Origin of the sequence: Microcoleus sp. B13-B6 (assembly GCF_036705405.1) — a bacterium.
Taxonomy (GTDB): domain Bacteria; phylum Cyanobacteriota; class Cyanobacteriia; order Cyanobacteriales; family Microcoleaceae; genus Microcoleus.
Genome location: NZ_JAUBUJ010000048.1, coordinates 46,964 through 60,928 on the forward strand (window position 1 = coordinate 46,964; position 13,965 = coordinate 60,928).

Genomic DNA, 13,965 nt, shown 5'->3' on the forward strand with positions numbered 1-13,965 from the left:
GTTTTAGCGACAGGACTGCCGACCAACCGCAGTCATGTATTTAAGATTTTCTTAATATTTAGGGCGAGAGTATTGTTCTCTGATGAATTTAAGCAAAAACCCCGCCACTTAAGGGTTGTAACAGATTGTACTCATGCAAAAAACTTGGACGCTTCGGGCAAGTCTCACCTCGCAATGGTTTCAGATGGAACTTACCCCGCACACGGGGTAAGTTCCGTTTTATGCAAATTTAAGATCAATTCGGCGCACAGCCTGGGAACGAGGAAATAGTCTCGGTAAATGTCCTAACTGTTATTTCCCGGCCTAAATCCTGAGCTAGTAAATCGATACCGTCAATAACTTTATTTGGCTCTGCAATACTCAAAACCTCATAGCATTTTTCCCGATAATCGGGACGATCTTGGAAATACTGAATCGCTCGATCGAGCGGTTCCATAACTTGATAAGCTGCTTCCGCTTTGTCGATCGCCCTTTGGGGAATCGGAGTCGCTAACCTTTGCATAGCCAAGTCGATTAAATCTCTAGAATTTACCCGATCGCTCGGCTGTCGATCGGCATTTGCCAACAACTTTTCTGCTATACTATCAATTTGATTCAAACAAGGAACAGGCGACCAATTTGGATAATTGGGTTCGCCAAACTCAATTCGCCCTTCACAAACCATCTCGAATTTAATAGTAGTGCCGTCAACAATAACAGGAAATCTTATGCCATACTGGTTGGCTTGAATATCGTTCGGAATTACAATGCGTGAAGCGAAGCTATCCCCAAGGGAATCGCGACTAGCAAAAATCGCATCATAGCCTCCTTCGGCAACTTTGCGGCGCAGGAGAGGGTAGCCATCATCCCTCGGACACATAAAGTCAATATCCTGGCTCAACCGATATTCTCCGTGTTCCATACTTACCAACGTTCCGCCCCCAAAATACGCCCGACATTCCTGTAGAAATTCGACATTCAAGTGGCTGAGTACAGTTAATATCTTTTGATGGATTTCGCGTTTAAACATTGCTTGAGAACTTACCCAATTTTCTGGAGCTTTTGGCGGAAAACTGCTTCCCAGTTCTGCTATTAACCAAGACTGATAGTGTTGGCTGATTTGTTGAATAAAAGCCAGTTCCTCAAAGCTAGGTGTTCCCAAAACTCCCCAATAATGCCAGCCAGATTCGTAGCGGCATAGCATTTCCTTGAAACTCAATTTTTTTACATCAGCAATTTGCCAGCAGATAGCTTGAAGGAATGGGAGTTCGGCGGGAATTGTCAACCCGGTTGCTATTTCTTGATGGTTCATCTGCTTGCGGGCAAAGCGAGGCAGAGCCTCTGGATATGCGTTACCAGGCTCTGCCGATTGGTGACAAATTAAGCTCACACCGACGGTCTCTCTTGTTTGTATCGAAGTCTCGATCCCCCCTAACCCCCCTTAATAAGGGGGGGACAAGATTCTTCTCAAAGTCAACCCCTACTCCCCTTCTTAAGGGGGATTTAGGGGGATCGAGACTCGACTAAAAGGTACATTTATTATGGGTTTCAGTCTTAAGTTGTCACCAATCAGCAGAGCCTGGGAACGAGGAATTTTGTTTGAGTCCCTCTCAGCTCGGACTTTGTTTGTTTAGCCCCGAATTCTATTCGGTGGGTTCTATTCCGTAGGTTCCTAACTTCCCGATAAAATCTCTTCGAGTGCTAATTTCAGCGTCGGATATTGATATTGAAAACCGCTAGCTAAAGTTTGTTTCGGCAACACTTTCTGCCCTTCCAAAACAAGTTTAGCCCCGTCTCCCAACAGCATTTCTAAAGCAAAACCTGGCACCGGCAACCAAGAAGGCCGCTTTAAAACTTCCCCTAAAGTTTGACACAATTCATTCATCCGCACCGGATTCGGTGCTGTCGCATTCAAAACGCCTTCAACTTGCGAATTTTGCAAAGCGTACAAAATTAAATCAACCACATCCTCGCGATGAATCCAAGAAAACCACTGTTTCCCAGTGCCCAGCGGCCCGCCTGCAAATAGTTTAAAAGGTGGCAGCATTTTTGCTAACGCGCCTCCCATTCCCAAAACTATCCCCAGCCGCAAAATTGCTAACCGCGTTTCCGCATTTTTTGCAGGTTGGGCGGCTGCTTCCCAGTCTTTGCAAACTGTTGCTAAAAAATCATTTCCAGCGAGGCTCGTTTCGTCAAACTCAGCGGTTTCGCTGGTTCCGTAATAGCCGATCGCCGATGCGCTAACAAACACAGATGGTCTAGGATTAGCATTGACGATCGCCTCGACCAATTTTGCCGTCGTCAGTCTGCGACTGTCCAGAATTGCTTGCTGGCGCGCCTCCGTCCACCTTTCCTCCGCAATCGGAACCCCTGCTAAATTGACAACAGCGTCGCAGCCCGCGATCGACTTTTGCCAATCACCAGACTCCGCTGGAGTGTAGGCGACAACTTCCAAATTCGGATAAGCTGAAGCCGGAAAAACTCGGCTAGCCTTCGCCGCATCCCTGCTCAAAACCACCACTTGATGTCCCGCAGCTTGCAGCTTCTCCACCAGCCGGCTACCTACAAATCCTGTTGCTCCCGCGATCGCTACTTTCATCGGAAAATTGGGTTTGAAACCCCGTCCTTTTAGGACGGCTTTACATTAATTTGAATCCCCTTCCGGGGTGGAGGGGTATGGGTGCCCCTCCGTCGGGATATGGTTGTCCCGTTCTCCTTTCGGAGTAAAGTTAGCACGCGCCTTTGTTTTAAGAGCTTGTTAGGCTGAAAGCACTATCTCTGTTACCTTAAGATTGTTTAACTCTCAGCGACAGAGCAGGGGACTAGCTACGCATCCGCCTGGTGTCGTGACTCAAAAAACGTAGTCCGCGAAGGACTTAGGCCCGTCAGGATGGCTTTCTAGATTTCTCTTTCAAGCCTTATGCCTTTAGGCTAAGGTTCCTGACCTTTTACCAATAATGCACAGTTCTAGCAGTTTAGACGATCGTCCAAACTTGTCTTTGATTATACAAAACGAGAGAGCCGGCCCGATCGCCTCCCCACAAGCTTTCTGTATTTTGATTAAACTGATATGGGACGCGAGGAACACAAACCATGCCTGCAAAAAAATCAAAGCTTCTAATTGCTGCCTCCATCGCCGCAGCAGGTAGCGCTGCGGTCTACTTTTACTTCCAGGGTTTGAGCCAAAAAGTATCCAACCCTCAAGACAGCGCCAAAGTTGTACCCGACGAAGCAATGATGGCCGCGTTTATCTCCCCCAATCCCCAAGCCCTGGCAGAGTTGCAGCGATTTGGCACGTCTGGGGCTCAAAAGTTGGTCGGTCAGGGTTTGAAGACCTTTCAAGAACAAAGCTTGGCAGGCACTCAAATCGACTTTGACAGGGACTTAAAACCTTGGTTAGGGGGGGTCATGGTCGCTTTCCTGCCCCCTGATGCTGTGACGAATACAGAGCCTCCAAAACTGCTGGTTGTAGTCAGCGTCAAAAATAAAATTAGCGCTTGGAATTTTGCGAATAAATTAAAATCTCAGCCCGGTGCAACTACTCAAGAAACCGAGTATAAAGGAGTTAAAATTTATGAGATTGCAGAGCCAACTGGCAAGCGCTACAGTGTGGCTTTGCTGAACGACCAATTAGTGATGGCTCCTTTGAGAAAGCCTGTGGAATTGGCGATCGATACTTTTAAAGGAGAACCCTCTCTCGCTACGCAGCCGAGCACAACTAAGTTTTTTGCAGAGAGTGCTGGTGTCAAGAATCCGATCGCAACTGTTTATATTGCTGACTATTCTGCTGCAATTGAGCAATTGAAAGCTAATTTGCCCGCAGATATCCAGTTGCCTTGGACAGTGCTTTCGCAGTTCAAACAAGTTAAGTCTTTGGTTGCGGGAATTGGGGCGGATAGTGCGGGATTGAGGGTAAAAACTATCGCTCAGTTAGACCCTAAATTCGTCCAGCCAAATCCACAAGTCCCATCGAAATTGTTACCCAGATTTCCCGGCGAAACTATTGCTTTAGTCGGCGGCAAGGGACTCGATCAAATTTGGTCGCAAGCGACAGCCGAGGCTAAAGATAGCCCGGAAGTTGACAGGGGAGTTCAGCAGGTGAGGAGTAGTTTTAAGCGGTTGGATTTGGATGCGGATCGAGATGTTTTTGGTTGGATGAATGGGGAATTTGCGATCGGGGCGATCGGTTCGGATCAAGGGATTTTGTCTCAGTTGGGGATGGGGGCGGCGATGATTTTTGAAACGAGCGATCGCCCTGCTGCAGAAGCAACCCTGAAAAAACTCGATGCGATCGCCAAAAGCAATGCTACAGTCAGTGTCGCCCCTAGAACCGTTGAGGGCAAAGAAGTTACGGAATGGAAAATACCCCAGCAAGGCACTTTATTCGGGCACGGTTGGCTGAATGAAAATTCTGTGTTTGTAGCTTTCGGCGGGCCTTTAGTTGATGTGATTACTTCGACGCCACCGCAACCGTTAAGCAGCAGTCCGAGTTTTCAGGCGATCGCCACTTCTTTACCGCAAGTCAACCAAGGTTACTTTTACATAGATATGGAAAAAACCATGTCTTGGGCTAACCAATATTTGCTCGCAGTACAGCCCAATTTAGTTTCGCCGCCCGTCGCTGAATTGCTCAATTCTCTCCGAGGAGTTAGCGTCGCCACAGCTTCTACACAACCGACAACTGCTCAGCTTGAGATGCTTTTTGCCTTGAAATCTAACAATTAGGGAATTGGGAATCGGTAATTGGTAATCGGGAATTGGTAATTCTTCCTTCTATCCTTCTATCCGTTAAATCCCGATTCACTGCGCGTTGCCGGACTTTTGTATGAATAAAAAAGTTGCTGCCTCTCCAGGGAGGGCAGCTACTCAAATAAAGCATCTTAAAGTCTCTCAAAACTTTAGAATTAACCTTCAGACATTCCTGATTTATTCGGCAATTGCAAATCATCGGGATCTACATAGTGACAAACTGCTTTGTCCATACAAATCAAAGCCCAGCCGGATTTATCGATGCTCATCAATTTGTAAGAAGCGGGCTGAATAAAGAAACCTTTGTGGTTGCGGGTTGCGGGTTTGATGTTAACGTGGCTGTCATTGCTCATGTTTTTACAACTCCTAGTATTATCGTAGTAAAATCTGAAAACCGCTGAGCGGGTTTGTCAATCGTCTAAGTTTTCAAATACTAGCACTGACTTCCTGAGTTTTCCATAAAGTTATTTATTGATTTATTACGATGTCGTAATAAACCGCAAAGCCGATTTCCTCGATCCCCGCCCCAAAATCGACTTGTTTGCGCCGTTACGGCTCCAGAAGCCACTGTTTAACGCGGGCGAGACTCTTCCAGTCGGGTTTTCGGCTTAATCCTTCTTCAAAATTTTTTTTAACTTCGTCGAGCAACTCTTCGGAAGCCATCACTAATTGCTGAGCCACTTCTACGTGGGGGCGCACTCCTTTTTCTTTAAGATCGAGGATCGCTACTGCTAGGTTGATGCGAGCTTGGGGGTCATGAGGGTTCAATTTAACGGCTGTTTTCGCTGCTTTTTGAGCCGGTGCAGGTTTATTTTCCAACAGGTAAAGCCACGCGAGGCTAGCCCAGGCATTGCCATTTTTAGGAGCTTTCTCGCACACTTCTTTAAACACGGGGATCAGATTAGCCGGGGCTTCGCCAGCTTGGTAGCGATCGAAACCGTCTTTAAACAATTCTTCAGGGGTCATTCGATTTTAGATTTTAGATTTTAGATTTTAGATTGGAAAGAGCATTGGGTGCGGGACGCAGCAATGCAGTCCGAGGCATTCTCAGCAATTAGCAATTACCAATCCCCAATGCCCTATTTTCCGATTTATGTAGAAAATGAACTGCCACAGCCGCAAGTTTGAGTGGCGTTGGGGTTAGTAAACTGAAAACCGCCCCCGATCATAGCATCGCTGAAGTCGAGAACCAAACCGTAGAGATAAAGAATGCTCTTGCGATCGCAAACTACCTGAAAACCATCGTAGTCGAACACTTCATCGTCGGATTTGACAGTGCTGGGATCTGCGAAATCCATCACGTAGGACATTCCAGAGCATCCGCCCTGGCGCACCCCTACCCGCAAGCAGAGGTCTTTACCTTGTTTCTCTCTCAGAGCTAAAACTTGACGGACAGCAGAGTCCGTCATTTGAATGCCGCGCTTTTCAGAAATGGCTTGAGTCATCAGAAATATGGGTTAGAAACCCCGTCCTTTTAGGACGGCTTTACATTGAGTTAAAACTTTTGTGGGGTGGAGAGGTATGGTTGCCCCTCCGGCGAGGTATGGTTGCCTCAATCTCCTTTCGGAGTAAAGTTAGCTTCGCCAATGTTTTAAGAGCTTGTTAGGCTGAAAGCACTGTTCCAGTGACCTTAGAACTGTTTAACTCTCAACGACAGAGCAAGGAACTAGCTACGCATCCCAGGGTGTCGTGACTCGAAAAACGTAGTCAGTTAAGACTTAGGCTGGTCAGAACGGCTTGTTAGATTTCTCCTTCAAGCCTCATGCCTTTAGGCTGAGGTTCCTGACAATTTGCCGAACTCCTGAGATTGTCTAATGCTAAGAGTGTAATCTTATCCCTCCATTGTACAGGCATTCGCCAGAAGGCATAAGGTTAGATGCTGAAGGCCGAATTTTTAGCTTCTAATTTTTAATTCCCGTGGGGCCTCGTTCCCCAGCTCGATGTCCTCTCCCCCTATAGGGTTTATGATTGATAAGCAGCGGTTGACCGGCTACCGGCACCGCAACAATGCTTCACCCAACGGGCTTACTCTATGGCAGCGCTGAATCGCACTACTCTTCGTCGGCTACAAAACTTACCTCAAATTCCCAGCGTGTGGGAGGGCGATCGCCGACCCTTATCTAATGCTGACTCACACATGATGCTAGATGACGATGACGTTCTAGAAGCTGGTGGCGAGTGCATTCTCTGGGTCGATGGCTCCGAAGGAGTCGTGAGGGCTATGGACATGGTAGGCCCAGATGCCGGCCCAGAGGCGCTCGTCCGGGCCCTGCTACGGGCAATGGAACATCCCCAAAGTCCGGCTCCCGCAGTCCGCCCCCAAAAAATAGTAGTCAAAAACCGAGAAATTCAATTTTATCTGCGGGGCGTACTTCAAGATTTAGGCATTTCCATTGACTACGTGCCGGAATTGCCCCTAATTGACGAAATATTTCGCGGCATGGAAGAGGTCGCCATCAACAGACCTCCTGAGTTGCCCCCTCAGTATGCTGAAGTTTTAATGGAAAAAGCTGCTCAAATTTGGCAAGATGCTCCGTGGCGGACTTTGAGCGAACACCAAATTATATCTATTGAAATCAATCAGTGGGATGTCGCCAGCCTCTACGTGTCCGTATTGGGGCAAGGCAGAATGGATTACGGAGTTTTACTTTACCGTTCTCTAGAATCCTTGAAACGGTTTCGAGAACGAGTCGTCAATAATGATGAATCTTTTGAAGATTTAGAACAGGCTTTTTTAGGGCAAGACTGTTTGTTTGTTACCTTTGAAAGTGCAGCAGATATTGATGAGGACGACGACGACGACGAAATTGATTTAGCCGATTTGCCTCCATCGGAAATTGAACCAAATTTCGGCAACCTACATCCTTTAGAAGGATTGCGATCGATCCTTTACGAAGAAGAAGCCCTCACGATGTTAGTTGCTCTCGAAGCATTTCATCGTTTTTTCCGCAACGGCCGCCGGAAATTGGGTTCAGACACTTTTCCCACTCTTAGCAGCCGCTACCGCATCCCTGTGCCGCAGCCTGACGGAGAAATTCAACAGGTATCCGTTAAAGTTTCCACGATGCCCGATGTATCAGACGAATTATTACAGATGCTCGGCGATGACGATGATGACGATGATGACGATGATGATGAATTTGACAAACCACTGCTGCGGGACGATTTGGTGCCGCAAAATTCATTTTTGAGCCTCGGCGCCGTACCTTGGGAAACGGTAGATTTCCTGCGCCAAAGTGTCCAGTTTCACCAAGGTGCAGAAGTTGATATTAATACCGCCGGAGATGGTTTGCCGGTGGTGATGATCCAAACTTCTCATCCGAAGGCAAAAACTATGATTCAGGATTTGAAAGAAGCTGGAGGCGTGAAGGGGATTGGTTTTAATCCGGGCGAAAATCCTTTTCAGGATGAGCAATACGACTTGGGTATTTTGCAAACTAAAAATGGCGAGTTGTATTTATTTGGGGAGTTTAATGAAGACGATCCGGTGCATCAGGAAGCTCGCAAGAAGTGGGATCGCCGCTGTAAATTAACCAACGGTTGGTGCGGTTTGATTATTGCTAAAGGGTTGATGGGTGCTTCTCGCGGTCAGCCTCAGTTTAAGGATATGATCGCTTTGCTTGAGGTGCGCTGGGTGTCTGCTAAAGACTTGGGAATTGGCCCACTTCAGTTGATGCCGATGTTTTGAAGTTAGTTGACTGTTGGCAGTTGGCAGTTGGCAGTTGGCAGTTGTTAATTGGCAGTTGTTAATTGCTTTGGACTGCTAATAACCAATAACATTAGTCAGCAGTCAACCGTCATCAGTCATTTTTTTTTATTTGAATGAGCAAGGAAAATGATTATGTCAAATTCTACTCAAAAGCGAGAAGTGTTAGTCGCCCTTGATGCTGAATTCGCGGAGAAAATAGACCAACTTACTGATAATTGGACGGAGGCGATCGAACAAGCTCTCCGTCTCTGGTACGCTAAGCAAATAGAAGATAAGTTGCGGAAGTTTTATCAAAACCGCAGCCCAGAAGATATTGAGGAGGAAAAAGAGTGGTTTAATTTTGTAGAGGAACAGATAGAAGAAACATGGAGCAGCGATGGACTCTAACTCAACAGGAAAAACTTATCCTCGCCAAGGTGAGATTTATCTTTCAAGGGCTTTGCGTCAGTTAGGAGATACCAAAAAAATACCTGTAGTTGTGGTTTCTCCCGATATCCGCAACGAGTTTACGGATTCTGTCATTGTTGTTCCTTTCACGAGTAACCTTGCAAGAGTAGAAAATCCAACTCGCGTCTTGATTCCTGTGGGTGAGGGAGGATTGCAAGCTGATTCTCTAGCTGTATGTAAGGAACCCCACGCTTAAAAGCGGGGGCTTTTGGGAAGTCCGGCTCGTTCCGAGCGGTTCAAGAAGAAAGCTCGAACCTTACCAGAGACAGGATTAGACCTCCGTTTTTTGAGTCATGATACCGGAGAATGCGACGCTAGTTTTCCGCTCTATCGCCAAAAGTTAAACAGGCTCGGGCGGGGTTAAACCAGTGCTTTTGACACAACAAGCTCATAAAACATTCAAGGGAGCGAACTTTACCCAGCAATGGAGGACTTTATGTCTAATTTCGTTTTTGTACTTGATACCCAAAAACGACCGCTCAATCCAATCCGCCCAGGAATGGCTCGTAAATTGCTAACCACTGGCAAAGCTGCTGTTTTCAAAAGGTATCCATTCACGCTAATTCTCAAAGTAGAGGTAACGGTATCCCAACAACCCATCACTCTTAAAATAGATCCTGGCTCCAAAACCACGGGCATTGCATTAGTCGAAGGAGAAAACGTAATCTTTGGTGCAGAACTAACTCACGCCCGGTCAATCAATTAAAGCCTGTTTGGAGTCTCGCCGTTCACTGCGTAGAGCCAGGAGAAATCGCCATACTCGTTATCGAAAGGCTAGATTTCTAAATAGAACTTGCCCTAAAGGATGGCTGGCTCCAAGCTTGCAACATCGTGTCGAAACAATCCTGACATGGGTAACTAGATTAATGAAAGTCGCTCCCATTAGTTCTATTGCTCAAGAACTTGTGCGATTCGACTTACAACGACTAGAAAATCCAGAAATTAGTGGACTGGAGTACCAGCAAGGCGTTTTATGTGGTTACGAAATCCGCGAATACTTGTTGAATAAATGGGATAGGAAGTGCGCGTATTGTGGAGTTACGGATACACCGCTACAAGTCGAACACATTCATCCTAAAGCCAAAGGCGGATCTAATCGTATTTCTAATCTTTGCCTTGCTTGCGAAAATTGTAATACTCGGAAGGGAACTCAAGATATTGAGCAATTCCTCTCCAAAAAGCCAGAAATTTTGAAGCGAATTCTATCTCAAGCAAAGCGGTCTTTAAAAGACGCAGCAGCAGTCAATTCAACTCGCTGGGCGTTATTTAACCGACTTCGTATGAATGGCTTGCTTGTTTCTACAGGCAGTGGTGGTCTAACAAAGTTCAACCGCACTCGATTAAATTTAGCTAAAACTCACTGGTTAGATGCTGCAAGTGTAGGCAAAGTCGAAGAATTAAAAGTGCTGACTTCTCAACCGCTGCTAATTAAGGCAGCAGGACACGGTACTCGACAAATGTGCGGCACAGATAAGTTTGGCTTCCCAATTCGTCACAAGTCGAGAAAGCAAATCCATTTCGGTTTTCTTGCCTGGCGATATTGTCAGCGCTACCGTCACAGCAGGCAAGAAGGTCGGCACCTATGTGGGACGAATTCTTTGCCGCGCATCCGGTTCGTTCGACATCGCCACAACGACGGGAAGAGTAGCAGGAATTAGTCATAAATATTGCAAATCTATTCACAAAAAAGATGGCTATTCCTATGGATTTTAATTCAAGGCGACTGAAGTCGCAGCCGCTTTCCTCCCCATGTCTAAAGCCAGGGGCTTCTCGCTCGTTTTCTGGTGAAAACGTTTCTGCTTTGCGGCAGACATTCCTAGAACAAGGCCCTTATGGTCAAATTAGTGCCGATGTCCTAGCCAGAATTCAGAGGGCTGTACAAGTGTCGATCGGCATTTATGAACTTTGAATGTTTCGGAAATTCTAAATTTTGTTACAATTTGTAAAAATACTGTAAAGGATAGGTAAAATGCGGGTTGCGATCGCAGGTGCGGGACTGGCTGGAATGACCACAGCAGTCGATTTAGTGGAAGCCGGCCACGAAGTAGAAATTTTTGAATCCCGCCCCTTTGTCGGCGGCAAAGTCGGCAGTTGGGTAGATCCAGACGGCAATCACGTTGAAATGGGTTTGCACGTCTTCTTCGGCTGCTATTATAACTTATTTGCCCTGATGAAAAAAGTGGGGGCTTTTGACGATTTGCTCCTCAAAGAACACGTCCACACTTTTATCAATCGAGGCGGCGAAACTGGTTCTTTGGATTTTCGCTTTCCCGTGGGTGCTCCTTTGCACGGATTGAAGGCATTTTTTACTACATCCCAGCTATCCGTACAAGACAAAATTCAAAATGCGATCGCCCTGGGAACTAGCCCGATCGTCCGGGGTTTGATAGACTTTGAAGGAGCGATGAAAACTATCCGCGATTTGGATAAAATTAGCTTTGCTGACTGGTTCCGCAGCCAAGGTGGCAACCAAAACTCGCTCAAAAGAATGTGGAATCCGATCGCCTACGCACTGGGTTTTATCGACACGGAAAATATTTCTGCCCGGTGTATGTTGACAATCTTTCAATTCTTTGCTACCAAAACAGAAGCATCAAGGATGCGAATGCTGGCCGGTTCTCCCAGCGAATATTTGCACAAACCAATTGTGGAATATTTGGAAAAAAAAGGAGCGAAAATTTACACGCGGCGCAGAGTCCGAGAAATTCAGTTTGAAGAAGGTGCAGAAACCCGCGTCACAGGCTTGGCAGTAGCTAGCGGCGAAACTGAAGAAACTATTACCGCTGATGCTTATCTTTTTGCATTAGACGTGCCAGGAATTCAGAAAATATTGCCCCCAGCTTGGCGCAAATGGTCAGAATTTGACAACATTTATAAGTTAGATGCGGTGCCAGTTGCTACAGTACAATTGCGGTTCGACGGTTGGGTAACGGAACTGGAAGACGAAGCCAAGCGCAAACAGTTGAGCCACGCTGTAGGAATCGATAATTTGCTGTATTCAGCAGATGCAGACTTTTCCTGTTTTGCAGACCTAGCGCTGGCAAGTCCCAAGGATTATTATAAAGAAGGACAAGGTTCGCTGCTCCAGTTGGTGCTGACACCGGGAGATCCGTTTATCAAACAAAGCAATGAGGCGATCGCCCAACACGTACTCAAACAAGTTCAGGATTTATTTCCCTCAGCGCGGGAATTAAACATGACTTGGTACAGTGTAGTGAAGCTAGCTCAATCTTTGTATCGCGAAGCACCGGGAATGGATGTTTTCCGCCCTGCTCAAAAAACTCCGATCGCCAATTTCTTTCTAGCAGGAAGTTACACTCAGCAAGACTACATTGATAGTATGGAAGGAGCGACACTTTCCGGCCATCAAGCGGCTAAGGCAATTCTCGAAGCTTACAGTCATTAGTCATTAGTTCTCTCTCGTTTTCTCTCGTTCCCAGGCTATGCCTGGGAATCCCTATCAGGAGGCTCCGCCTCCAGTATTCGAGAGGAAAAGTGAGGCGGAGCCTCTGGATCTGCGTTACCAGGCAGAGCCTGGTAACAAGAAAAAAAGAAACAATTCTTCAATCTAAAATCTAAAATCTAAAATCTAAAATCCCATGACTGATTGGTTAGAACACAGTGTCCAAGTAGAAGTGGCAATTCCCATCGAATTAGCGTGGCAACTCTGGTCAGATTTAGAGCAAATGCCACGCTGGATGAAGTGGATAGAATCTGTTCATGTTCTTGAAGAAGATCCAGAATTGTCTCGCTGGAAACTCGCAACAGGCGGGTTAGAATTTAGCTGGCTTTCTCGGATTCTCAAATTAGTGCCGAATCAGATAATTCAGTGGGAATCGGTAGACGGCTTACCAAATCGAGGTGCCGTAAGATTTTACGATCGCAAAGACAGCAGTATCGTCAAGCTGACAGTGGCTTACGGAATTCCCGGCTGGCTGGGAAAATTGATGGATAACCTATTTCTGGGCCGCGTGGTTGAATCGACAATTCAGGCTGACTTGGAAAGGTTTAAAGAGTATGCTCTGAAAGTGAAAGCCACATCTTAAATTCTGAGGACTTTAGTCCTTTGGTTTTTAATTGTAACGCGAGAGTCGATCGCGCTTGGGCGTCAGTATCATAGAGATGTGCTGCTGATTCCTTCTCGGTTTAGTTATGAGTTATTGCCTAAACCCCGCCTGTCAAAACCCGCAAAATGCCGATCGTACCCAATTCTGCCTGAATTGCGGCTCCAAACTGTTGCTCAGAGAGCGTTACCGCGCCATCAAACCCCTTGGGCGCGGCGGTTTTGGCCGCACTTTTTTAGCAATAGACCAAGACAAACCCTCAAAACCGCGCTGTGCAATTAAACAGTTTTTCCCGCTATCCCAAGGTACCAGCAGCAGCGAAAAAGCAGCAGAATTATTCAACCGAGAAGCGGTGCGGCTGGACGAGTTGGGGAAACACCCGCAAATTCCCGAACTGCTGGCGCACTTTCAGCAGGAACGCTATCAGTATTTGGTACAGGAATTTATAGAAGGTCAGAATTTACAGGAAGAGTTGGCGCGGACTGGGCCTTTCAGCGAAAGTAAGATTCTCAGTCTGCTGAAGGATTTATTGCCAGTATTGCAGTTCGTGCACGATCGCAGTGTAATTCACCGAGATATTAAACCCCCCAATATTATCCGCCGCCGCCTTTCTCAAACTCCCACCATTTATACTTACCCCACCTTAACTGGGGAGTTAGTTTTAGTTGATTTTGGCGCTGCAAAACTTGTGGAGGGTTTGAGAGAAACCGGTACAGTCATCGGTTCTCCCGAATTTGTGGCGCCGGAACAAATTAGAGGTCAAGCGGTTTATGCCAGCGATTTGTACAGTTTGGGAGTAACTTGCATTTATTTGCTGACTCAAATATCTCCTTTTGATTTGTTCGATATCAATCAAGATGCTTGGGTTTGGCGAGACTTTTTGAAGGTTCCAATTGATCCGAAATTAAGTCGCATCCTCGACAAAATGATCGAATCGAGTCTCAGCCGCCGCTACAAATCTGTAGCTGAGGTATTGAAAGATTTGCAGCCGCAGCAGTCGGCGGGGGCGGGCACGGG

At 46.6% G+C, this 13,965-nt stretch carries 13 protein-coding genes and 1 pseudogene; 9 read left to right on the plus strand and 5 right to left on the minus strand.

What is annotated here, in order from left to right; all coding sequences use genetic code 11:
• Nucleotides 1–235 precede the first annotated feature (235 nt).
• The gene (locus QUB35_RS21095) at nt 236–1,369 is read right to left on the minus strand and encodes a nucleotidyl transferase AbiEii/AbiGii toxin family protein (protein ID WP_333143702.1); all 1,134 of its coding nucleotides are present in this window, start codon (nt 1,367–1,369) and stop codon (nt 236–238) included.
• Between the two features lie 282 nt (nt 1,370–1,651).
• Complete coding sequence (gene thyD, locus QUB35_RS21100; protein ID WP_333143703.1) at nt 1,652–2,578, minus strand: thylakoid membrane protein ThyD; 927 nt, start codon at nt 2,576–2,578, stop codon at nt 1,652–1,654.
• Nucleotides 2,579–3,072: 494 nt separating this feature from the next.
• Here thyD and QUB35_RS21105 point away from each other — a divergent pair, with 494 nt between their 5' ends.
• Entirely contained in the window at nt 3,073–4,704 is a 1,632-nt protein-coding gene (locus QUB35_RS21105; protein ID WP_333143704.1) for a DUF3352 domain-containing protein, read from the plus strand.
• 179 nt (nt 4,705–4,883) lie between these two features.
• Here the strand turns inward: QUB35_RS21105 and QUB35_RS21110 are convergent, their stop codons facing one another.
• The 3 genes from QUB35_RS21110 to QUB35_RS21120 form a co-directional block, all read right to left on the minus strand.
• Nucleotides 4,884–5,081, minus strand: a complete 198-nt coding sequence (locus QUB35_RS21110; protein ID WP_172187588.1) for a hypothetical protein — start codon at nt 5,079–5,081, stop codon at nt 4,884–4,886.
• 196 nt (nt 5,082–5,277) lie between these two features.
• Nucleotides 5,278–5,694 carry a tetratricopeptide repeat protein gene (locus QUB35_RS21115; RefSeq protein ID WP_333143705.1) on the minus strand — a complete coding sequence of 139 codons (417 nt, stop codon included), beginning with the start codon at nt 5,692–5,694 and terminating at the stop codon, nt 5,278–5,280.
• Between the two features lie 125 nt (nt 5,695–5,819).
• A complete protein-coding gene (locus QUB35_RS21120; RefSeq protein WP_006632680.1) occupies nt 5,820–6,173 on the minus strand; it encodes a HesB/IscA family protein in 354 nt (117 codons plus the stop codon).
• 587 nt (nt 6,174–6,760) lie between these two features.
• Here QUB35_RS21120 and QUB35_RS21125 point away from each other — a divergent pair.
• The 8 genes and pseudogenes from QUB35_RS21125 to QUB35_RS21160 form a co-directional block, all read left to right on the plus strand.
• A complete protein-coding gene (locus QUB35_RS21125) occupies nt 6,761–8,416 on the plus strand; it encodes a DUF6930 domain-containing protein (RefSeq protein WP_333143706.1) in 1,656 nt (551 codons plus the stop codon).
• 153 nt (nt 8,417–8,569) lie between these two features.
• Complete coding sequence (locus tag QUB35_RS21130) at nt 8,570–8,824, plus strand: hypothetical protein (protein WP_333102672.1); 255 nt, start codon at nt 8,570–8,572, stop codon at nt 8,822–8,824.
• Nucleotides 8,814–9,080, plus strand: coding sequence for a type II toxin-antitoxin system PemK/MazF family toxin (locus QUB35_RS21135; protein WP_333143707.1), 267 nt, complete (start codon nt 8,814–8,816; stop codon nt 9,078–9,080). Before QUB35_RS21130 ends, QUB35_RS21135 begins: the two co-directional genes overlap by 11 nt.
• Nucleotides 9,081–9,320: 240 nt before the next feature.
• A pseudogene (gene iscB / locus QUB35_RS21140) lies at nt 9,321–10,597 on the plus strand (RNA-guided endonuclease IscB).
• On the plus strand, nt 10,575–10,793 hold the full coding sequence (locus QUB35_RS21145) for a hypothetical protein (protein WP_333143708.1): 219 nt from the start codon (nt 10,575–10,577) through the stop codon (nt 10,791–10,793). The pseudogene iscB and the gene QUB35_RS21145 overlap by 23 nt, the downstream one beginning before the upstream one ends.
• 60 nt (nt 10,794–10,853) lie before the next feature.
• Nucleotides 10,854–12,290: a 9,9'-di-cis-zeta-carotene desaturase gene (gene zds, locus QUB35_RS21150; RefSeq protein WP_333143709.1), complete on the plus strand. Its 1,437-nt coding sequence runs from the start codon at nt 10,854–10,856 to the stop codon at nt 12,288–12,290.
• A 193-nt stretch (nt 12,291–12,483) separates the two neighbouring features.
• Nucleotides 12,484–12,930 carry an SRPBCC family protein gene (locus QUB35_RS21155; protein ID WP_015175311.1) on the plus strand — a complete coding sequence of 149 codons (447 nt, stop codon included), beginning with the start codon at nt 12,484–12,486 and terminating at the stop codon, nt 12,928–12,930.
• 106 nt (nt 12,931–13,036) lie between these two features.
• Nucleotides 13,037–13,965 (plus strand): serine/threonine-protein kinase (locus tag QUB35_RS21160; protein ID WP_333143710.1); only part of this gene is annotated, 929 nt, incomplete at its 3' end.